The following is a 21,065-nucleotide window of genomic DNA, read 5'->3' as shown; positions in this document are numbered from 1 at the left end:
TGCTGCTGCACAATTATTTTGATGTGCAGCAGCACTTTTTATACTCCTTAAAAAGTCGTTGCAACTTACAAAGAACATTTTATATACTTCGAGCTTTTAAGTATGCCTAAAACAAATATATCGATTACTGAAATTTTTCAAGAACAGTTTTAAGGTCCGGCTTGCCGATTTCCTGAAGCTCATACCTTACTCTTACCACAGGCTTATTGGGATTTATAATCCTCGTTATGTCTATTGGAGTGCCGGATAATACTACATCACAATCACTATTATTTATTGTTGCTTCAAGCTCTTTCATTTGCTGATCACCGTAGCCCATTGCCGGCAGTATCACATTTAGGTGAGGATATTTTTCATAAGTTCCCATTATACTTCCTACAGCATATGGTTTAGCATCTACAATTTCCTTGGCTCCAAATTTCTTTGCTGCAACGAAACCTGCTCCAAACTTCATGCCTCCATGAGTAAGGGTAGGACCGTCTTCAATTACAAGCACACGCTTACCTTTTATCATCTCCGGCTGTTCTATGCTTATAGGTGAAGCTGCTTCTATAACTAGGGCATTCGGATTGGCCTTTTCGATATTTTCTCTGACGACGTTTACATCACTGGCGTTAGCCGAGTCAATCTTATTAATGATGATTACGTCGGCCATCTTTATATTGGTTTCTCCCGGATGGTAGAGTATTTCATGGCTCGGCCTTAAAGGATCTGCCAGAACAATATGCAGATCAGCGTGGTAGAACGGAAAATCATTATTACCGCCATCCCAGATGATGATATCAGCCTCTTTTTCAGCCTCTCTCAAGATTACTTCATAATCAACGCCTGCATAGACGATAATGCCATTGTCGATGTGTGGTTCATATTCTTCCCGTTCCTCGATGGTGCATTTATGCAAGTTCAAGTCCTCGTAGGAGGCAAAACGTTGGCATATTTGCTGGCTTAAATCGCCATAGGGCATAGGATGACGAATTGCCACCACTTTTTTGCCCATCTGCTGTAAGATTTTACATACAGCACGTGTGGTTTGACTTTTACCGACCCCGGTTCTTACAGCACATATGGAAATAACGGGTTTTGATGATTTTATTGAGGTATTTTGAGGTCCCATCAGGCGAAAATCAGCCCCTGTGGCAAGGACCGTCGAAGCCTTGTGCATAATATCTACATGTGCAATATCGCTATAAGCAAAAATCACCTGCCTGACATCATGCTCCTTGATTAAAGACGGAAGTGCTTCTTCAGGATAAATAGGAATTCCATCGGGATACAATTTGCCCGCTAAAACCACAGGATATTTCCGCCCTTCAATGTTGGGGATTTGCGTAGCGGTAAAGGCTACCACATCATACATATCGTTATCTCTAAAATACGTATTAAATACGTGGAAATCCCTGCCAGCTGCCCCCATGACTATAGTTTTAATCTTCATTTTATAAAACCCCCTAAATTATAATTAAATTAAGATCAACGCTAAACACTTTAGAAGAATAGCTCTGATTAAAATGAAATATATAATATTATACACCTATATTATAAAAATGCAAGATATATGCATAAATATTCATAAAAAAATCCGACTATACACCCAGCGATGGGCAAACGTAGCAAATAATCGCAGAAGAAGGTCAGTTTTGTAAAACTCATAATTATATTTACGGGAATTCGGATGGTATTGACCGGGATAACTATTCATATAATTCAGTCTTAAGAGAAGGAATTTTTAAAAAATATTTTTGTGTACCTGACATTGAATTCCTGGTGAAAAATCTAAAAAATGCAAAACTGACATGCATAAAAAACGCCTGTATCATAAAAGGTAATTTCAATCTAAAACAAAGCTGCCATTTGTCGATAAAACCAATAATTTGTAACATGATTGTAATATAAATGAAACAATTCCTTAATAATAATCATTTATAATAAGAATTAAGCAGTCAGCAACAACAAAACGATCCCCCCTTTTTAAAATGCGGCAAATAGCCGCTTTTTTTCTTATGCCGCAGATTTTACTTGTCTAAAACAACGCAGTTCTGCCTTAAAAAATCTGATTTTTTATTTTTTTATGAATGTAATCTGGTAAATAACAGTGGCAGTGAATATGATTTCCAGTGAAATTTTTGTCGAACTCTAATATAATGATAGGGGGGAGGGGAAGACGATGCTGAGAAAAAAGCTTACTGCAATTGCGCTCCTATGTGTTATAATTATTATAGGAGTTTATTATTTTTATGCGCCAATATCTGTTGTCACATTTAAATTAAAGGGTTTTGATTCTGTGGCAACATCACATTTTATTATACTTTTTAAGCCTGAAAGCAAGGATAGCATACCGGCTGTTGTAAATGCGGCTGAGAGAGCCTATGACCTTGTGGGGAAAGACTTTGATTTTTATCCGAAAAATAAGCTGCCCATTGTGGTCTTCCCGGACGGCTTAAGCCTTCAATCCGCTTTCAATTGGCCAAAAGATGAAAATACTCAAGGGGTTTACTATAGAGGTGTTATCTATGTTCAGTCGCCGGATGGGTGGATTGAAGAAACTCAGGATATGGAGAAGGTATTCTTTGATAAAGGCCCCATGGTTCATGAATATACTCATTTTGTGGTAGATATTATGACTAAAGGCAACTGTCCCCGCTGGTTTACAGAGGGAGTGGCTCAGTATGAAGAAAAACGGGTAACAGGTTATACACTTGAAGAGGATTTTGAAATAGATAAGAGCTTTGACTATGCTTATGAGGATATCATGTATAGTTTTGATAAACTCTCAAATGTACCTAAGGCATACTTGGGTGCGCTTGAGATGACTGAATTTCTTTCCGGCAGCGGTGGCATTGATGAGCTTAAAAGAATAATGCTGTACCTTAAAGACGGTGATTCGGCAGAGGGTATTTTCCTTCGAAAGGTTGCTCAATTTGATACAGGAGGAAAATAACGAATTATGGCGAATGTAGTTAGTAATGGGGGTGCTGTTTTTGAATGAGAAGATTTTAGTGGTTGATGATGAAAAACCCATTGTAGACATTTTAAGATACAACCTTTCTAAAGAGGGGTATAATGTTTTGGCGGCTTATGATGGTGATGAGGCTATAAACATTGCCCTTAAAGAAGATCCAGACTTAATACTATTGGACATTATGCTGCCTAAGCAGGACGGTTTTTCAGTATGCAAGAAACTTAGGGAAAAAATAACTAGTCCGATAATCATGCTGACGGCCAGAGGCGAGGAAGTAGACAAGGTTTTAGGCTTAGAGCTTGGTGCAGATGATTATATTACAAAACCCTTCAGCATGAGAGAGCTTATGGCTCGAGTAAAAGCCAATTTGAGAAGAATTGCTCTTTCTGAGCCCGGCGGCGAAGAAGAAATTATCAGACTGGGAGATTTAGAGCTCGATTTAAAAAGTTATGTAGTAAGAAAAAGGGGGAAACCCCTTGATCTTACTTTTCGCGAGTATGAATTAATTAAATATCTTTCTACTCAGGCCGGACAGGTTTTCACCCGCGAAAAACTTTTAGAGGAAGTGTGGGGTTATGAGTATTATGGGGATATACGCACTGTAGATGTAACTGTGCGGCGCCTTCGGGAAAAGGTGGAAGACGATCCTGCCAACCCGACATATATTATTACTAAACGAGGTGTGGGTTACTACTTTAGGAAGCAATAGGTGGTGCTGAATGTTCAAGAGCATCCAGTGGAAGCTGGTCGTTATATACATTATGCTGATACTACTGGCCATGGAGGTAGTTGGAATTTTCATGGTTCAGTCTTTGGAGAAATATCATATAGATACTCTTGCCAATACCCTTGATGGTAAAGCACAGCTAATTTCCGGCTATATTGAAAGACACTTGATTCCAGTTCCTCAGCCGCAAGATATAAGCGATGTTATTAAAGGGTTTGGCCAAGAGATGGGTATTGCTATTCTTGACGGCTCTGCAAGTATCATAACATCTACTGATGATACGAGATTTCAAAAGAATACCAGACTCCTGACTCCTGAAATAACACAGGCTTCTTTCGGAACTCCGTCAAAGGATATGCGAGTTGATCCAAAAAGTAAAATCCCTTATATGTACTGTGCGTATCCGGTGAAAAGCGGTGATACGGTAGTAGGTATTATTTATCTTATTTCATCTATGAAAAGCATATATGATACTATTGCCAACACAAAAACCATATTGCTTACGGCTACGCTGTTAAGCCTTGCAGTAACAGGATTAGTGGGATTTGCCCTGTCAAAGACCATAACAGGTCCTATTCAAGAAGTTACCAAAAGAGCTGCTTCACTGGCCCAGGGAGATTTTGACCAGCATATTGAGGTCAAATCCGACGATGAAATAGGAAAGCTGACGAACATGTTCAACTTCCTAACTACTCGCCTTAAGGAAACCATGGAAGAGATATCCGATGAGAAAGAAAAAATGGAGGCAATCCTTATAAATATGGCCGATGGCGTCATTGCCTTAAATGATGAAGGGCAAGTAATACACATAAACCCTGTTGCAAGGCAGATGCTGTCGCTGGAGGAAGGCATCAACGGTCAAAATTTTTCTTTGGAACTTAATAAGTTGTTAAATATTGATATGAAACAGCTTTTAAATAATGATTTTGACAATAGTGAAACTCTTATTAAAACCAAGGATGCCATATTAAAATCCATCTATGCTCCGTTAAGACGAGAAAACCGAATTGTAGGGCATATCTTTGTGTTTCAAGATATAACAAAACAGCATCGACTTGAAGCTATGCGCAAGGAATTTGTGGCTAATGTATCACACGAGCTTAGGACGCCTCTTACTACCATTAAGAGCTATGCTGAAACCCTTCTTGATGGGGCATTGGAAGAAGCTGAGATATCGCGGCAGTTTACGAGCGTTATAAATGATGAAGCCGACCGGATGACGCGCTTAGTAAGCGATTTATTGGAGCTTTCACGCCTTGACAATAAAGAAACAAAGTGGGATATGAAACCGATAGATATCGGAACCATACTGAAAAACGTCATCACAAAAATGGATGTAAATATCAAAAGAAAAGGCCAGACGATAAAGGCCAATATACCGGAAGAATTGCCGGAAGTTTTTGCAGATAATGATAAAGTTGAGCAAGTCTTTCAAAATATCTTGAGCAATGCTTATAAATATACCCCGGAAGGTGGTAAAATATATATTGATGTTGAATATGCTGAAAAAATGGTAAAAGTAACCTTTAAAGATACGGGTGTTGGTATACCAAAAGAAGACCTTCCCCGAATTTTTGAAAGGTTTTATAGAGTGGATAAGACCAGATCCAGGGAAATGGGTGGAACAGGCTTGGGCCTTTCAATTGCAAGGGAGATAGTGCAAGCACATGGCGGTGAAATTAGCATAAGTAGTGAGCTTGGTAAGGGCACAAGTGTAATCATACAAATTCCGGCCATATCAGGCCAGCTGGTAAGCACTAATTAAGTAAATGTAACTTATTTTTAATCGGTCTGTAATAATTCTGTAATGTTGGTCATTTAAACTATAAGATAGATAGATAGATAGATAGATAGATTAGGGAAAGCAAGACCGGTATATTTTTGTTTTTTATTCCAGAAAGGGAGATTGGCATGAAAAAAACCGCAACAGTGTTGGCAATGTTTTTAGCTATCTTAATACTTTTTTCTCCCTCGGCTAAAGCCGATGAAGTTAAAAATTTTATAAAGTTAACTGAACCTAAGGATAACTATATGACATCCGCAGACAAAGTCTTAATTTCCGGTGAAACCGTGCCAAATTCCAAGGTCATCGTGCTCATAAACGGGCGCAAGGAGGAAAAGGAACTTTCGGTAGGAGCAGCAGGTATTTTTGTAACACAAGCACCTATTTCTTCCAAAGAAAATATTATTACCGTAAAAGCCTCATTCCCGTCAGGAGAAGACGAAACGGTTTCACGCAAGGTATATCAACTTGAAAGCGGATCAGAACTGCCGGAACTTGGGTCCCTAATACAGACTCTCAAGTCATTTCTCATCCTTAAATAAAAGGCGGTGTTGCCATTGTCAAGGGATTTTATCCTGGGCTGGACTCTTATCCTGCTAGTGGCCATCAGCCTTTTTCTTTCATTTAACATCTGGTCTAGGGTTCCCGGGCATCTGGGAACTGCAAGAACGGTGCAGGATGAAAAAAACGTAGATCCGATTAGCGCCGTCAGTCCCGAAAAAATTCTGGTTTATTTAGGCAATTCTTTTAACACCGTTTTAAAACCCTCATCGCCCTTGTACGATAAGACCTGGGCAATTTCTAAAAACCTTTTGGCTTCGCAATGGACTATAAGTCCGGAGCCAATGACTAATATAAAGCAAGAGTATTTTACGCATAAAAAAGGCTTGGAGGTTTTCTTTCCTACGCCTTTGCCGCCGTCCTTCATAAAGCAACTTTTTGATATTAGTGCGGGTGATACATCGATAATAGACGGGAAGTTAATCCGTTCATTTATACTGGTTAGCGATGGCGAGCTTTTATGTTATTTGACGGACAGTGACGGAAGCTATTATAAAGTAGGCAAAGGTGGCAGTGATTCTGAATTTACCGGCCTTATCAAGGAAATAAGTGATTCGAGTCCTCCCATGTTTGCCAGCCTTACGGCAGATGTAAATCTCAAGGTAAATGGCGATGTATATGTTTCGCTGTTGCCGTATGAGCTTCCTATGTATTCTTTAAAAAAGGAAACGATTTTGGAAGAACAAGTGGCGTCTGAATTTTTCATGGACTTTTCTGTGACACGTAGAATTGAAGAAAGAGACGGCACTATAATATATACCGATGGTCAGCAGGGCCTTAGGATTTATGATGACGGATCAATTGAATATAATTTTCCCGTTACTCAAGAACAGCGTAAAACTCAAAATCTTTATGAGGCTTTTAAAACAGCAATAGATTTTGTGGCTTCACACGGCGGGTGGCCAGAAGGTGGTTACCTAGCTTCATATGAAGCTAAAAGCGAATCACAGGGTTCAATGACGTATATTTTTAGATTCAAAATCAGAGTTAATGGCTTTAGGATTGTAAATTCAGATGATTATATTGTAATAGCTGTTGAAGGAAACCAGGTAAAAAATTATTATAGAGATGTAGCTTGGTCCATAAAGCAAGAAGGAATCAGGGATCTTATGACGCCTGTGGAAGCATTAAATGCTGCAGTATCCACTAAAAATATAAAGACTGTAAATGATATATATCCCGGATACATGATTGAGGGAGAAAAGCTAAAACCTGTATGGGTTATCAAAACAGCAGATATGGAAGTAATCATACAGGACCTTTCGGAGTGATATTTTTGGAATGGAAAAAAGCGATTACTATTCTTGTCGTATCATTTATATTACTTAACATATTTTTGGTATTTAACTTATGGTTTAAAGAAAAGCCCATGGCTGAATTTGAACTTACTTCAGGCCAGCAGTCGGAAATCAAACAGTATTTAATGGAAAGAGGCGTTATATTAAAGGTAGATGATTTAAAAGAGGGAAGGCCTCAGTCTTTGCTAGAAGTGAGTTTTCAAAAAGTAGATGAAAAAAAGGCTTTAGAAAGTTTTTTTGGAAAAAAAGCACTGCCACAAGTTAACAAGACTCAAGACGGGAGAATGTATACTTTTGAAAAGCAGCAACTTATAATTACGGATAACGGATTTATTACTTATTTCAATAATGAGGACCAAATAATATGGCCAAATCTTACAAAAGAACAAGCAGAAAATGAGGCAGCAAATTTTATTAAAAATCATGGCAATATGCCGGCAAATGCGGTATTGGACAAGGTTACCTATGACGATAAAAGCCAAGGTTACCTATTAGAGTATGTGCGCTACCACGACAATTTTTTCATAGATAACAGCTACGTAACAATGCTTGTTACACCCTCAGGCATTAAAACCTATTATCAGTGTTGGCTCAAGCCTTTAGGCTATGTAGGTAAAAAACGAGGTGTTATTTCTCCTCTCACAGCTATTATGAGGGTTATTAACGAGGTTCAGGCTGAAAATCAAATATCAATAACTCGAGTTCAGCAGGGCTATTATTCTAAACTTTATGATGCTAATCGCTGGCAGGTGGCTCCGGTGTGGAAAATAGAGCTAAATGATGGTGATATTTATTATGTAAATGCTTATACAGGCGAAATGGAACAATGAGCAAAATGATGAAGGTATCGGTCTAATTAGCCGTTACCATATAGAACCCGGCTTCCCCAAAAAAGCAGCTTAGCTGCTTTTTTGGTGTACTCTTTTTAATTGATGCAATATATCTGACGAATTATTGCCCGGGAAATAGAAAATACTAAAATAATGTCGATAAAATACATAAAGAAGGATTGGAGGATGTTTTGTGGAATTATAATAGTATTTCCCTTAGTAATCACAGCTAATAGCAGGATGGATTTTTAGTAATTAGCTAAAGCGGTTTAAGAAATCCCAATTCTAATCAACTTACATATTAGGCGCGGTTTTTTTGTAAAAATATATAAAAAATATATAATTTCAAGCAGGAGGTTTACAATGACAAAAAAAATATATTTTGCGGATGCCAGGGTAAAGAGTTACGATTTTAAGTACAGTTTTGTGGCAAAGTTTGAACAGATACTTAATATGATTGATTTTAAAGAATTTATCAATGAAAAAGATTATGTTGCTGTTAAGACTCACTTCGGATCTTATGGAGCTCATCGCATCGTGCGCCCGATTTTTTTGAAAAAAGTGGTGGACAAGGTAAAGGAAGCAGGCGGCAAGCCGTTTGTTACCGATACTGTGAGGATTCCAGGGCTGGAGTATTTAGATGTGGCAAATATGGAAGGTATAAACCATCTATCTGTAGGAGCACCGGTTATTTTAGCAGATGGCATTTTTGGCCAAGATCAGGTAAAGGTCAAAAGCGGTCCGATTCTAAAAGAGATAGGAGTTGCCTCGGCAATATACCATGCACCGGCAATGATTGTAGTATCTCATTGTAAAGGGCATGTGGGATCGGGATTTGGCGGTGCCATTAAAAATCTAGGGATGGGCGGCATAAGCTGTAAAGATACCTGCGGCGAAGCTGAAAGAGGACGGATACATTTTGAAGAAAATAAACATCTCAATTGGCTTGATGACAAATGTATACGCTGCGGACAATGTGTGGATGTATGTCCGCACGGTGCCATTAAGCTGATGAATGACTGTATAGTTATAGATAAATCCATATGTGTAAAATGCGGCCGCTGCTCTCGAGTATGTGAAGCAAAGGCGCTGATTGTTCCAATTACCGAGGAGGGCTTTCAGGCAGGATTAGCTGAGTCGGCACATGCTGTAGTATCGACATTTGAAAAAGGCAGAATCCTTTACATAAATTTTATCACAGAAGTTCAGCCAGAATGCGATTGTATGCCCATGGCCGATACTCCTCTGGTGCAGGATCAGGGTGTTTTAGTGTCTTTCGACCCGGTGGCTATCGATCAAGCTGCCATAGACATGATAAACAGCGCTGCGCCACTTGCCCAATCAAAAGCTGCGGATAAAAATGTTAAAAAGGGGGATAATATATTAAAGGCCGTGACCGGTAAAAACGCCCAGCTTCACATTGATGCTGCATGTAAGCTTGGTATGGGTACTAAGGAATATGAGCTGATTACTATTACGGAAAAAGATGTAAGCGAGGGCGAAGGAGAATAGCATAACCGGTCAGGGCCTAATCCATAGAAAGCAGGTATGTTTTATGGAAAAGCACAATAACAGGTGGCCCCGGTTGGATATTAAGAAGATACTGGCAGTAGCTGTCTTGAGCTCCCTTATTGGAGCACTGGCAGCTACTTTTATTACAACATCTATCATTTATGGCAATCAGCAGTCAAGACCTGAACAAAAATCGGAAACTTCTGAAATTGCACAGGTTCAGGAAGCGGCCATTCCGGTCATAGCACGAGAAGTGACACCTGCCGTAGTAGGTATATCTACGGTTCGCGTAGAGTATGACTTTTTTTACAGGCCGGTGGAAACGGAAGCGGTAGGCTCCGGTATCATAGTAAATGAGTCGGGCTATATAATTACTAATGACCATGTGGTGGGCAATGCCGACCAAATCACGGTGTTTCTTTCAGATGGCAGGAAGTACAAAGCCCACAGGCTCTATAGCGACTCTGCACTGGACCTTTCCGTAATAAAAATATCCGCACCTGATTTGACAGTTGCTAAACTGGGAGATTCTGACAAGGTTGTGGTAGGAGATTTGGCGGTAGCCATTGGGAACCCTTTGGGACTTGCCCTTCAGAGGACTGTTACGGCAGGCATCATAAGTGCTTTAAATCGTACGGTTGTAGTTAGAGATGGCAGGGGTGAAGTATTGATGCAAGACTTAATTCAAACAGATGCCTCAATAAATCCGGGCAATAGCGGTGGTCCTTTGGTAAATAGTCATGGGGAAATAATTGGTATAAATACCGTTAAAGCTTCTCAAGCTGAGGCCATAGGATTCTCCATACCCATCAATATGGCACGGCCTATAGTAAACAGCATAATAGAAAAAGGCAGGTTTGATAAACCTTATCTAGGTATTGAAGGTATCGATCGTGAGATAGCTCAAGCTATGAATATAAAATTGACGGTAGATAGCGGTATATATGTAACGGGGGTAAAGGAGGGTAGTCCTGCCGATGTGGCTGGTATTAGAAAAGGTGATGTCATTACAAAGCTCGCCGGCAAAAAAGTAGGTTCAATGGCAAAACTTCGGCAAGTAATGTACGGTTTGGGTGTGGGGAAGCAAGTAGATATAGAGATAATGCGGGATAGAAGTGTGATCACAAAGACAATTGTGCCATCAAAGATAACTGCGTAAAATGAAAAATGGTTGACAAAAGTATTTTTAAACTTTATCATATTAAAGTAGTAAAGTTGAGACCTTATTCGAAAATAAAAAATATGGCCAAGGGAAAGGGGAAACAAAATGAGAAAGAGATTGAAAACAGCAGTTATTTTGATGCTTGTTTTAATTTTGGGTATGATTAGCTTAGCAGGTTGTTCAAATGAGGCGGCTAAGCAAGAAACTTTAGAGAAAGAAACGTCTCAGCAAGAATCTGCTGCACAGGAAGACTCCTTTGAAAAGATAAAAGCGAAGGGTAAAATTGTCATGGGTCTTGACGATACATTTGCACCTATGGGCTTTAGAGATGAAAACAATGAAATTGTGGGTTTTGATGTAGATTTGGCCAATGAAGTTTTCAAGCGAAATGATTTAGAATTGATTCTTCAGCCTATAGACTGGACAATGAAAGAAGCGGAATTAAACGCGGGAAATATAGACATGATTTGGAATGCATATACAATTACCGAGGAAAGAAAAGAGAAGGTTGCCTTTACAAAGCCATACCTTGATAACAGGCAGGTAATTGTCACCCTTGAAGGCTCTGACATTAAAAGTAAAAGCGATCTTGCCGGCAAAAAGGTAGCGGCACAGACCGGTTCTAGCGCTGTAGATGCTATGAATACCGAACCTGAGTTAGTGAAGTCCTTTGACGGTGGTGAGCCGGTATTATTTGATACGAACAATGAAGCCTTTATGGATTTGGAGGCTAAAAGGGTTGATGCCGTTGTAGCCGATGAGGTTTTGGCACGCTACTATATCAAGCAAAAAGGTGCAGATAAGTATACAATTCTCGATGAAGATTTTGGTGACGAGGAATACGGCATAGGTTTTAGGAAACAGGATAAAAAGCTGCTGGAAATGGTTGATAAAACTTTAGACGATATGAGAAAAGACGGAAGCTATGATTTAATATATCAAAAATGGTTTGGTAAGTAATGGATTTGCTCTGTAATCATCTTTAATAAATCACCTGCTGCAACGGTATAAAATGTAATATGTAAAGGGAAATCATTATGTTTGAATATATTTTAAGACTATTGCCTGCTTTGCTATCAGGGCTTGAGGTAACCTTAAAAGTGTTTTTCTTAACGCTTGTAATATCTATACCTTTAGGAATCCTTGTAGCCCTAGGCAGGCTGTCAAAAATTAAGCCACTGGTATTTTTGGTGGAGCTTTATATTTGGGTCATGCGAGGAACGCCGCTGCTGCTGCAAATAGTAGTTATATTTTTTGGATTACCCATTGTGGGAATAACCTTTGACAGGTTTCCTGCTGCCATACTGGCGTTTGTGCTAAATTATGCGGCGTATTTCGGAGAAATCTTCAGAGGCGGCATTGAATCTATCGATAAAGGTCAATACGATGCGGCAAAGGTGCTGGGTTTTACTCCTGTAAAGACCTTTACAAGAATTATCCTGCCGCAAATGATAAAGATAGTGCTGCCGTCAGTGGCCAATGAGGTAATAACCCTTGTAAAAGATACATCACTGGTGTACGTAGTGGGCCTGGGAGAGCTTTTGCGGGCAGGGAAAATAGCATCCAATCGCGATGCTCCCTGGTGCCGCTGATTGTAGTGGGAGTCTTTTATTTGGCTTTAACAGCGGTTTTAACGGCAGTTTTCCAAAAACTAGAAGACAGATATTCATATTTTCAATAAGGGGAAAGAATTATGATACTCAGCGTAGAGGGCTTGTATAAAAGCTTTAAGGGAAAACCCGTATTAAATGATATAAACTTTCAATTGGGACAAAATGAGATATTAGCAATAATAGGCCGATCCGGTGTGGGTAAAACTACCCTTTTAAGGTGCATAAACAATCTGGTCAAATGCGATCGGGGAACAATCATCGTAGACGGAATGTATCTGTGCAAAGATGACAACGGGAGCACTACTTATGCCAAACCGGCACAAATGCTGCAGATAAGAAAAAAGCTGGGCTTAGTTTTTCAAAACTTTAATCTTTTCCCACATATGTCGGTTTTAGGGAACATCATAGAAGCACCGATAAATGTTTTCGGTGCTTCTAAAAGCGAGGCTGAAAACAAGGCTATGGAGCTTTTGGAGATGCTGGATCTTGGCGATAAGGCAAATGCCTATCCTTTTGAACTTTCAGGAGGGCAAAGGCAGAGGGTAGCAATTGCACGAGCATGCGCCTTAAATCCAAAGATTATGTGTCTGGATGAGCCTACTTCGGCTCTGGACCCGGAGCTTAGGGAAGGCATCGCATTGATAATAGAAAAATTGGCCCGGGACGGAATGGGCATTTTAATAATAACCCATGATATGAATTTTGCAAAACGAGTTGCACATCGAATTATATTCATGGATGAAGGTCGGATTATAAAGGAGTCGAGTAAAGAAGAATTCTTTAATAATATTGAAAATGAAAGAATAAAAAGTTTTGTTATGATGGACTAAAAAACTCCTGGGCAATTCTCACCGATTCCTGAGCATCCCTTCCATAATAGTCAGCACCGATGCTTTTTGCAAATTCGGCATTGACAACTGCACCGCCTACCATTATCTTACATCCAAGGCCTGCTTTCCTTATTGCCTTTATTGTATTTGCCATGTTCTGAGCAGTGGTTGTCATTAAAGCACTTAAGCCTACAAGGCTTACATTGTCCTGCTTTATCCTTTGGATAATCTCGTCTTCCGGTACATCTTTTCCCAAATCAATAACCTCAAACCCATAATTTTCTAATAAAATTTTTACGATATTTTTACCTATATCATGAATATCTCCCCGCACAGTAGCAAGGATGATTTTCCCCTTGCTAAATTCAGCCTTCCCGCCATTTGTTTCAATGATATGATGCTTTATGGCCTCAAAAGCCCTTTTGGCAGTTTCGGCGGATTGTATGAGTTGTGGAAGGAAAATCTCACCCGCTTCGTATTTGCGCCCTACTATATCCAGTGAAGGCACCAAATGTTCATCTATTATCTGTGTGGGACTCATTGCTTTGAGCATAGCTCTTACCTTTGGTGCAGCTTCTTCCTTTAAGCCGTTTATGATTATATCCTCAATATCTGCCACATCCGTAGCGGAGAAAGCTTTGACAGCAGGTTTTTTATCCTTAGGCGCATATGCAGCAATATAATTGTTGGCATACTTATCGTAGCCCCAAAGCACGTTGAATGCATTTATAGTTCCCATCACTTCTTCATCAGCAGGGTCAATAATCGGTGCATCCAGTCCGGCTTCTAACGCAAGAGCCAAGAATGTGCGATTCAGCAGTGTTCTGTTAGGCAAACCAAAGGAGATATTGCTAACACCCAAAATAGTTTTTACTCCAAGCCTTTCTTTTACCAATCTGGTGGCCTTTATAATTTCCCTTACTTCATCCTGCTGGGCGGAAGCTGCAATAACGAGGCAGTCAATAATCAAGTCTTCTTTTGCTATACCGTATTTGGAGGCGGTCTTAACTATATTTTCGGCTATTTTAAATCTGTCTTTTGCCTTTGACGGTATTCCATTTTCATCTAATGTTAGGCCGACAACACAGGCTCCGTATTTTTTGGCTATAGGGAATATCTCCTCCATAACCTTTAGCTTTCCATTTACTGAATTAATAATGGGCCTACCATTGTATATTCGCACGGCGGCTTCGATTACATCACTATCGGTACTGTCAATCTGGAGGGGGACACTTACTGTACTTTGCAGCTCTCGGATGATATTTATCATTACAGCCTTTTCATCTATTTCCGGCAGCCCTGCATTTACATTGAGAATATGTGCTCCTGCATCCTGCTGTGCAAGAGCCTGCCGCAAGACATATTCCATATCATTGCTTTTCAACGCCTCTTTAAGGTGCTTTCTGCCGGTAGGATTTAGCTTTTCGCCTATAACGGTTATGCCTTCACCGATAATTACCGTCTTTGAAAATGAACTTGCAGCCGTTATCGGTTCAACTTTCCGCTTTATAGGCTCAAGACCTGCAAGCACATGCCTTAATGCCCTTATATGTTCCGGATTTGTGCCGCAGCAGCCCCCAAGAATTGTAACACCCTTTTCGGCCATGATTTTTGCATATCTGGCAAATTCATCGGGTTCTACATTAAATACGGTTTTTCCGTCTATAATCTTCGGCATGCCGGCATTGGGCTGGGCTATAACCGGGATTTTGGAGCATGACAGCACTTCTTCAATTAGCGGCAGAATCTCTTTAGGCCCTAAAGAGCAATTAATGCCTAAAGCATTTACCCCAAGTCCGCAAATTACATTTACCATAGTCAGAGGGTCAGTTCCCGTCAAAGTCCTTTTGTCCTGCTGGAAAGTCATAGTAGCTACAACAGGAAGATTGCAGTTTTCTTTTGCTGCAAGAATAGCTGCCTTCATTTCATAAATATCTGACATGGTCTCTATTAAAATTAAATCTGCACCTGCATCTGCGCCGGCGATTACCTGCTCCCTGAAAAGCTCGTATGCCTCGCTAAAAGATAAAGTTCCATAGGGTTTCATGAGCTGACCGATAGGTCCAATATCCAATGCAACAAGCCTTTTCCCGGCAGCTTTTAAGGCTATTTTAACGCCGCTTTTAACGATTTCACCGATATCATACCCATATTTACTAAGCTTAATGCGGTTTGCCCCAAATGTATTCGTAGTAATCACATCTGCACCAGCATCCAGGTATTCGCCGTGAATTTTTTCAATAATCTCCGGGTGCAAAATATTATAACTTTCCGGAAGTTCTCCTGCCTTAAGACCGTGTGTTTGAAGCATGGTACCCATTGCACCGTCAAAAACTATAAAGTTTGAAAAGTCAATCCGCTTACTCAAAAAAGTTTTCACCCTTTCTATACTGACAATTTACAGCAGAACAAAGCTTGCACTTATTGCCGCATCCTCTTTTATCAGGTAATACTTGCTGCACACCTATAATCGCTATTACGGATTTTCGGGGAGCAAGCAGAAAGTCTTTGGTAACGGCAAGCCCGATTTTTCTATAGGTATCCAATGCCGCAGCTATATCGCCTTGAAGGCAAAGGGGCAAATCGCCGTAACCCGGGCTGTATCTGGAGGTAATATAAAGGCCTTCACTTGCAGCTTTTAACCGGATTTTGCCCTCCACTTCATCACATAATGCCTCAACTGCAGCCGATGCACAGGCATCAAGGATTAGGCCTTTTGTAGGATTAATTCTTAAATATAATGAAATTCTTTTATCGACTTCTAGACCTAGGGTAACAGCCATTAGGGCCGTCTTTGATGAATGTTTTAAGTGATGTGCTATGTCATGACCGTAAAGCGTCACATTGCTTTGCTTAAGTAATATTTTTCCATCTTTGTGTTCGGTATCGAATATATCATAAACGTACTGCTTTTGTGCAATACCTTTAATTTCGCTGATACATTCTGTTATGAGTTCCTTGGTATTTTCATAAGGGCGGTGATTATTATGATAACCGAGATAATGCAATACTTCATCATAATTAATATTCATAAGAAACTCCTTGAGATTAGGTTAAACCTGACCTAAAATTATATTAAAAATATTTTTGAATTTTGTTTGCATAGCTTTTTTGATGCAACATTATTTAATGCTATGGCCTTGTAAGCGTAATATTTCCCCAGATGCCCAATTTATCCTGTATAATAATAACAACTCCCTCTATCCCCGGAATGAATTTTGCAAAATTAATACCCTGCTCTATATCATCGGCAGTCTTTACCCTGTTGCCCACAGCGGTAGCGGTTGCATCGGCCAAGAGGGTATCATGAGAAATCACCACTGCTGCATCGGCCTTGCCGAAACTTAGTGAATGACCTACGGTGCCGCTGGATGTGCAAACTCCAATAGAGTTGCCATTTCCGGGAATCAGTAGGGCTATTTTATTGGAAAGCGGTGATTTGCCTGCATATATAAGCACATGCCTGTCATGATTGCTTTTTATATAGATATCGCCGCCATTTTCAATGATTAGCTCATCGGTATATTTTTCAAGGGCCTTGCCGACATATTCACTTATAGCACCTGCGACGGCGGCCATAGGACCCACATTGGCGGCTTTTGAAGCCGAGCACATATGTTTTACTATGACAGGGGCGTCATCTGAAGGATTTATGGGAGCAAGGCTTGTCATGAATTCAGGATAGAGGCTGATGTAATTTGTGATTTCATTTCTATATTTTTTTAGCTGAGATAAAGCCTCATTTTTTAAATCGGATTTAGAAATAATCTCTAAATCCGATTCATATTCAGTGACATTAAATTTTACAAGGCCCTGTGCCTTAGTATAATCTCGATAGAATCGCTTTTGATACATAATACCTCCTGTGCTAAGAGCCTTATAAAGCTGCTGCAACTGCAGACGGCAAATCTTCAATGTCGCTTTTTATGGCTCTTGAAGGGCATGCACTTACACACAGCATACAGCCCTGGCATTTTTGAACATTATATATAAGCTTCCATGTGGCTTTATCAAGATACAGAGCCTTTGCACCGCAAACCGCAGTACAAGCACCACATTCTACGCATTTTTCGGCTTCAATGTATATTCGCTGTTTATATGCTTTTTTACTCATTATCAATCTCTCCTTTGCCTACTTCTTCCAGTGTATTAAGCTTTGAGACCTTACCAAAATGCTTGAAAGGTTCCTGCAGCGTAAATTTATCTGTTAGTATCCACCTTTTCAGTTCTTGAGCGATTGCACGAGCTTTACTCAGACTGGATAAGGGCGTAGTAGGTATTTGCTTGCCCTCAAGTGTAACCGTGCCGCTCCTTAACTGTGCATAATTTACCTTGCCCAGGCTGGGCTTGGAGCGCCGTCCAACGCTATAATCCACTATATGTGTATATATATCTTTATTTTCAACGGCTAAGTTCATTAACATATCTTTATCCAATACCGGTATCGGGATACCTATGCCGACAAACATGGATGTGCCGTATTTTTCAAAAACCGCCGGCTGAATGTAATCACAGCTCATCTGCTTTAGGTCGCCGATAACAGCCAATGTGGCTGCAGATGTAGTCGGAACGCCGTTATTTCCTCGCTCTACTTCGGTTATAAACTGAGTCCCCTGCCAGGCTACGTAACCGGGAGCACCGGCAAGAAAGATTTTGGTTCCCATTCCTATCGTTCGAAGATATGGGTCATTGAGCAACGGGCTCAGCTCGCCGGATGTGGAGTAGTTAATGTTTGCCATATTCGGCTGCAGGACTCCCATATATGTGTATAAAGTCCTGTCAGAAGTATTTATAGCTGCATCATAATTCTGATAGCAATTTCTCGGGTTAAACAAATATGCCTCATTAATGGAATCCTTTGTAATATAAGTGTCGATTTCTTTTCTGGGGTAGCAGTCGGTGCCAGGAGATGTCGCCTGTAAGTGTATCTTCTTGCCTGCCATCAAATCGCATATTACGTGAGCACCGCCGTATTCTATATCCCTGTCAAAAGAAGTTTCAGTAGCACCTATATATGCATCAACTGCTGCAAGACCAGCATGTGCAGGTACATTGTTCAGCAGTACCTTGGTCATTCGGATGGGAGGGTCTGCATGGCCGAAGTTTAGAAATGCACCTGAGGAGCACATCGGGCTAAAAGTTGCAGTTGTTACAACATCCACATGACTTGTTGCCTTATCCAACCCCTTCTCCTTTACTATGTCGATTATTTCCTCTGCAGTAACAACAACCGCAGTCCCATTTTTGATTTTTTCATTAATTTCCTCAAAAGATTTTTTAACTTCCATTGCCAAATCTGCCTCCTTGGCTCGTAAAATATTTTACAAAATAAAAGCTGCTTTTCGATAAGAAAAGCAGCTTGTTGCTTCTTTAAAAGAAATATAAACAAACTGTTAATCTTATCTTCCAGGATAAAATTAATTATCCTGCAGGAATTGACACCGATGCATTCTAATGGAAAATGCCGGTTGTCGAGCGTCATAGGGCCCGTCCCTCAGCTACTCTGGATAAGATCTTATTTTTCATTTTATTTATTGCATATTAGTTTATAACATATTATATAATTTGTCAAATGCAATTTCAAATTTGATCGCGTCAAGTAATTTTAGGTTTTAATAACAAAAAGCCATGCGGGCTTGCAGAAATCAGAGCAAAAGTTTTAGACAAATCTTAAAAATCGTAGTAATATTAAATTATTATATGGAGCAGCGCAAAAAAATATACAAAACCAATTTTTTTATTAAAACTAAAATACAAGAGCAGATGTGGTAAAAACGGGGTTATGCTATGTCACAAGTGGGAGGTGGTTTATAAGAATAGGATAGAGCAACTTTGTGCTTGCAGTGTAACATAACTCAGGAGCGTATATTGGCCGGTAAAGGAAATTGCGGCATTTTATTATTGTGCTCTAAAAACCTATGTGTTTATTTTGCAAATGTAGTTTCAAAAACACTAGCAACTTAAGGATTGGAGGGCAAAATTATATGGAATACATAAAAAAATCTAAAATAGCAATTATAGCTATGTCAATTTTATTCATTACCTTAGGGATTATCCTGATTGCCAGGCCTGAGTTTTCTGTCCTAGCTATTTGCAGACTGTTTGGTGCGATTATACTGATTCCGGGTATTATTAAAATAATCGGCTTTTTTAGGAAAGCTGCATATGAAGATATGCTTGGCTTTGATTTGGTTTATGGGCTTTTCTTTATTTTGCTTGGGATTTTTATGTTAATTGCTCCCAAAGCAGTAGTTTCTGCATTTCCCCTGATGCTTGGCATTGTTATTATTATCGATAGCATTTTAAGATTGCAGCTTTCTATTAACTTGAAAAGATTGCAACATGAAAAATGGTGGGTACATCTTTGCTTTGCTCTGATAACAGCGGTATTAGGGATATTATTAGTTTTTAACCCCTTTACAGGAAGTGTTATTATGACAAGACTTATTGGTATTGCCTTGACTATAAGTGGTGTTGTAAATTTACTGGGTATAATTTATATTTCAAGAGCTTTGAAGTGGTAATTATGGAGTAAGCGCGTGCGGTTTTTTACTTCGAAAGACATGAACCTTCCCAAACTGACGAACTCACATAAATAAACATATCCCAAAATAAGTTTATAGACTAAAAAAGGTTGACTATATTATTATATTTTTATTATACTTATTAACGTACGATTGTATAAACTAAAAAAGAGGAAGGTTGCAATGATTGAAGATGCATATAAAGGATGATTTTTACAAAGGATTAAAGCATGGAATACCAATAGCCTTAGGATATATACCGGTTTCATTTACTTTTGGCCTTATGGCGGTAAAGGGCGGCATACCGGTTGCAGCTGCTATCTTAATCTCTATGACAAATTTAACATCGGCAGGTCAATTTGCAGGTATGAATTTAATTATAGAGGGTGCATCACTTATAGAAATTGCATTGACGACCTTTATAGTCAATTTGCGCTATATGCTCATGTCAATATCCCTGTCTCAGAAACTATCAAACAAGATAACCGACTTTAAAAAATACATTTTGGCTTTTGGAATAACAGATGAAATCTTTGCAATATCTGCTGTGCAGCCCGGCGAGCTTACTTCATCATACATGGCAGGCCTTATTACGATACCTTACATCGGATGGGCTTTAGGTACGGCTATGGGAGCTCTGACATCTTCACTGCTGCCGTCTACGCTACAAAGTGCCATGGGCATAGCACTTTACTGCATGTTTATTGCCATAGTAGTCCCTGCGGCAAAGGAGTCTAAAGCAGCGCTGGTAGTTGCTTTGACGGCAATAACTATAAGTTCGGCTTTTACATGGATTCCTTATATAAATTCGCTCTCTACAGGGTGGGTTATCATTATTGCAACTATTGTAGCATCGTCAATCGGTGCTGTTATATTCCCTAGAGAGGAAGATGAATATGAGTAATGTATATCCTGCATTAATAGTCATGGCTCTTGTGACCTATATGATAAGAGTCCTTCCAATAATACTAATTAAAGGAAAACTAAAATCCAAATTTGTCAAATCATTTTTATACTACATGCCTTATGCAGTATTGGGAGCGATGACATTTCCCGGCATACTATATTCCACGGGGAATATCCTAGCATCAGTAGTAGGCGGTGCTTTTGCCTTGTTTTTGGCATATCATAATCAAGAGATGATAAAAGTTGCCATCGGCGGCATTTTGGCAGCTTACATTTGGCAGCTTTTACTATGAAATCCAGTAAGATCTAAACTACAAAAGCATAAATTTTAAAGCCCATGTGCCCTGAAAACCTCCAGAA

At 39.6% G+C, this 21,065-nt stretch carries 19 protein-coding genes, 1 pseudogene and 1 riboswitch; of the genes and pseudogenes, 14 read left to right on the top strand and 6 right to left on the bottom strand.

Annotation, left to right across the window (positions count from 1 at the left end; genetic code table 11):
• Positions 1–124: 124 nt before the first annotated feature.
• The gene (locus TEPIRE1_RS13035) at positions 125–1,435 is read right to left on the bottom strand and encodes a cyclic 2,3-diphosphoglycerate synthase (protein WP_013779625.1); all 1,311 of its coding nucleotides are present in this window, start codon (positions 1,433–1,435) and stop codon (positions 125–127) included.
• 729 nt (positions 1,436–2,164) lie between these two features.
• Between TEPIRE1_RS13035 and TEPIRE1_RS13030 the strand changes: the two genes are divergently transcribed.
• The 11 genes and pseudogenes from TEPIRE1_RS13030 to TEPIRE1_RS12980 all read left to right on the top strand — a co-directional run bounded on the left by TEPIRE1_RS13030 (position 2,165) and on the right by TEPIRE1_RS12980 (position 13,275).
• Entirely contained in the window at positions 2,165–2,938 is a 774-nt protein-coding gene (locus TEPIRE1_RS13030; protein WP_013779624.1) for a gluzincin family metallopeptidase, read from the top strand.
• A gap of 40 nt (positions 2,939–2,978) precedes the next feature.
• Positions 2,979–3,668, top strand: a complete 690-nt coding sequence (gene yycF, locus TEPIRE1_RS13025; protein ID WP_013779623.1) for a response regulator YycF — start codon at positions 2,979–2,981, stop codon at positions 3,666–3,668.
• Between the two features lie 10 nt (positions 3,669–3,678).
• Positions 3,679–5,451 carry an ATP-binding protein gene (locus TEPIRE1_RS13020; protein ID WP_013779622.1) on the top strand — a complete coding sequence of 591 codons (1,773 nt, stop codon included), beginning with the start codon at positions 3,679–3,681 and terminating at the stop codon, positions 5,449–5,451.
• 146 nt (positions 5,452–5,597) lie between these two features.
• Positions 5,598–6,011, top strand: coding sequence for a hypothetical protein (locus tag TEPIRE1_RS13015; RefSeq protein ID WP_013779621.1), 414 nt, complete (start codon positions 5,598–5,600; stop codon positions 6,009–6,011).
• A gap of 15 nt (positions 6,012–6,026) precedes the next feature.
• Positions 6,027–7,301 (top strand): two-component system activity regulator YycH, encoded by a 1,275-nt coding sequence (gene yycH / locus TEPIRE1_RS13010; RefSeq protein WP_013779620.1) that lies wholly within the window; start codon positions 6,027–6,029, stop codon positions 7,299–7,301.
• Between the two features lie 5 nt (positions 7,302–7,306).
• Positions 7,307–8,158 carry a two-component system regulatory protein YycI gene (locus TEPIRE1_RS13005; RefSeq protein WP_013779619.1) on the top strand — a complete coding sequence of 284 codons (852 nt, stop codon included), beginning with the start codon at positions 7,307–7,309 and terminating at the stop codon, positions 8,156–8,158.
• A gap of 363 nt (positions 8,159–8,521) precedes the next feature.
• Entirely contained in the window at positions 8,522–9,670 is a 1,149-nt protein-coding gene (locus TEPIRE1_RS13000) for a DUF362 domain-containing protein (RefSeq protein ID WP_013779618.1), read from the top strand.
• A 73-nt stretch (positions 9,671–9,743) separates the two neighbouring features.
• Positions 9,744–10,829: a S1C family serine protease gene (locus tag TEPIRE1_RS12995; RefSeq protein WP_015295992.1), complete on the top strand. Its 1,086-nt coding sequence runs from the start codon at positions 9,744–9,746 to the stop codon at positions 10,827–10,829.
• A gap of 108 nt (positions 10,830–10,937) precedes the next feature.
• Entirely contained in the window at positions 10,938–11,792 is an 855-nt protein-coding gene (locus tag TEPIRE1_RS12990) for an amino acid ABC transporter substrate-binding protein (protein ID WP_013779616.1), read from the top strand.
• A gap of 77 nt (positions 11,793–11,869) precedes the next feature.
• Positions 11,870–12,513: pseudogene (locus TEPIRE1_RS12985) on the top strand (amino acid ABC transporter permease).
• Between the two features lie 12 nt (positions 12,514–12,525).
• Positions 12,526–13,275: an amino acid ABC transporter ATP-binding protein gene (locus TEPIRE1_RS12980; protein ID WP_013779614.1), complete on the top strand. Its 750-nt coding sequence runs from the start codon at positions 12,526–12,528 to the stop codon at positions 13,273–13,275.
• Here the strand turns inward: TEPIRE1_RS12980 and TEPIRE1_RS12975 are convergent.
• The 5 genes from TEPIRE1_RS12975 to TEPIRE1_RS12955 form a co-directional block, all read right to left on the bottom strand.
• Positions 13,262–15,643: a homocysteine S-methyltransferase family protein gene (locus TEPIRE1_RS12975; RefSeq protein ID WP_013779613.1), complete on the bottom strand. Its 2,382-nt coding sequence runs from the start codon at positions 15,641–15,643 to the stop codon at positions 13,262–13,264. The two genes, TEPIRE1_RS12980 and TEPIRE1_RS12975, sit on opposite strands and share 14 nt — an antisense overlap.
• Positions 15,636–16,307, bottom strand: coding sequence for a Vitamin B12 dependent methionine synthase activation protein (locus tag TEPIRE1_RS12970; protein WP_013779612.1), 672 nt, complete (start codon positions 16,305–16,307; stop codon positions 15,636–15,638). The genes TEPIRE1_RS12975 and TEPIRE1_RS12970 overlap by 8 nt, the downstream gene beginning before the upstream one ends.
• Positions 16,308–16,407: 100 nt before the next feature.
• Complete coding sequence (locus tag TEPIRE1_RS12965) at positions 16,408–17,130, bottom strand: UPF0280 family protein (protein ID WP_013779611.1); 723 nt, start codon at positions 17,128–17,130, stop codon at positions 16,408–16,410.
• A gap of 22 nt (positions 17,131–17,152) precedes the next feature.
• Entirely contained in the window at positions 17,153–17,389 is a 237-nt protein-coding gene (locus tag TEPIRE1_RS12960; RefSeq protein ID WP_015295988.1) for a 4Fe-4S dicluster domain-containing protein, read from the bottom strand.
• On the bottom strand, positions 17,382–18,563 hold the full coding sequence (locus TEPIRE1_RS12955; RefSeq protein WP_013779610.1) for a homocysteine biosynthesis protein: 1,182 nt from the start codon (positions 18,561–18,563) through the stop codon (positions 17,382–17,384). The genes TEPIRE1_RS12960 and TEPIRE1_RS12955 overlap by 8 nt, the downstream gene beginning before the upstream one ends.
• A gap of 108 nt (positions 18,564–18,671) precedes the next feature.
• Positions 18,672–18,789: riboswitch (SAM riboswitch) on the bottom strand.
• Positions 18,790–19,259: 470 nt separating this feature from the next.
• Here TEPIRE1_RS12955 and TEPIRE1_RS12950 point away from each other — a divergent pair.
• The 3 genes from TEPIRE1_RS12950 (at position 19,260) to TEPIRE1_RS12940 (ending at position 20,998) form a co-directional block, all read left to right on the top strand.
• Complete coding sequence (locus tag TEPIRE1_RS12950; RefSeq protein ID WP_013779609.1) at positions 19,260–19,799, top strand: HdeD family acid-resistance protein; 540 nt, start codon at positions 19,260–19,262, stop codon at positions 19,797–19,799.
• A 193-nt stretch (positions 19,800–19,992) separates the two neighbouring features.
• On the top strand, positions 19,993–20,703 hold the full coding sequence (locus TEPIRE1_RS12945; protein WP_041591609.1) for an AzlC family ABC transporter permease: 711 nt from the start codon (positions 19,993–19,995) through the stop codon (positions 20,701–20,703).
• Complete coding sequence (locus TEPIRE1_RS12940; RefSeq protein WP_013779607.1) at positions 20,696–20,998, top strand: AzlD domain-containing protein; 303 nt, start codon at positions 20,696–20,698, stop codon at positions 20,996–20,998. The genes TEPIRE1_RS12945 and TEPIRE1_RS12940 overlap by 8 nt, the downstream gene beginning before the upstream one ends.
• Positions 20,999–21,065 lie beyond the last annotated feature (67 nt).

It is taken from the genome of Tepidanaerobacter acetatoxydans Re1 (assembly GCF_000328765.2).
In the GTDB taxonomy this organism is placed as follows: Bacteria; Bacillota; Thermosediminibacteria; order Thermosediminibacterales; family Tepidanaerobacteraceae; genus Tepidanaerobacter; species Tepidanaerobacter acetatoxydans.
The sequence above is the reverse complement of the archived record's forward strand: the minus strand, read 5'-3'. Positions and strand labels throughout refer to the sequence as shown.

Coding starts and splice junctions, on each gene's coding strand:
- TEPIRE1_RS12960 (WP_015295988.1), bottom strand. CDS start 17,389: ATGAGTAAAAAAGCATATAAACAGCGAATATACATTGAAGCCGAAAAA.
- TEPIRE1_RS12945 (WP_041591609.1), top strand. CDS start 19,993: ATGCATATAAAGGATGATTTTTACAAAGGATTAAAGCATGGAATACCA.
- TEPIRE1_RS13035 (WP_013779625.1), bottom strand. CDS start 1,435: ATGAAGATTAAAACTATAGTCATGGGGGCAGCTGGCAGGGATTTCCAC.
- TEPIRE1_RS13020 (WP_013779622.1), top strand. CDS start 3,679: ATGTTCAAGAGCATCCAGTGGAAGCTGGTCGTTATATACATTATGCTG.
- TEPIRE1_RS12940 (WP_013779607.1), top strand. CDS start 20,696: ATGAGTAATGTATATCCTGCATTAATAGTCATGGCTCTTGTGACCTAT.
- TEPIRE1_RS12990 (WP_013779616.1), top strand. CDS start 10,938: ATGAGAAAGAGATTGAAAACAGCAGTTATTTTGATGCTTGTTTTAATT.
- TEPIRE1_RS12970 (WP_013779612.1), bottom strand. CDS start 16,307: ATGAATATTAATTATGATGAAGTATTGCATTATCTCGGTTATCATAAT.
- TEPIRE1_RS12965 (WP_013779611.1), bottom strand. CDS start 17,130: ATGTATCAAAAGCGATTCTATCGAGATTATACTAAGGCACAGGGCCTT.
- TEPIRE1_RS13015 (WP_013779621.1), top strand. CDS start 5,598: ATGAAAAAAACCGCAACAGTGTTGGCAATGTTTTTAGCTATCTTAATA.
- TEPIRE1_RS13030 (WP_013779624.1), top strand. CDS start 2,165: ATGCTGAGAAAAAAGCTTACTGCAATTGCGCTCCTATGTGTTATAATT.
- TEPIRE1_RS13000 (WP_013779618.1), top strand. CDS start 8,522: ATGACAAAAAAAATATATTTTGCGGATGCCAGGGTAAAGAGTTACGAT.
- TEPIRE1_RS12950 (WP_013779609.1), top strand. CDS start 19,260: ATGGAATACATAAAAAAATCTAAAATAGCAATTATAGCTATGTCAATT.
- TEPIRE1_RS12980 (WP_013779614.1), top strand. CDS start 12,526: ATGATACTCAGCGTAGAGGGCTTGTATAAAAGCTTTAAGGGAAAACCC.
- TEPIRE1_RS12955 (WP_013779610.1), bottom strand. CDS start 18,563: ATGGAAGTTAAAAAATCTTTTGAGGAAATTAATGAAAAAATCAAAAAT.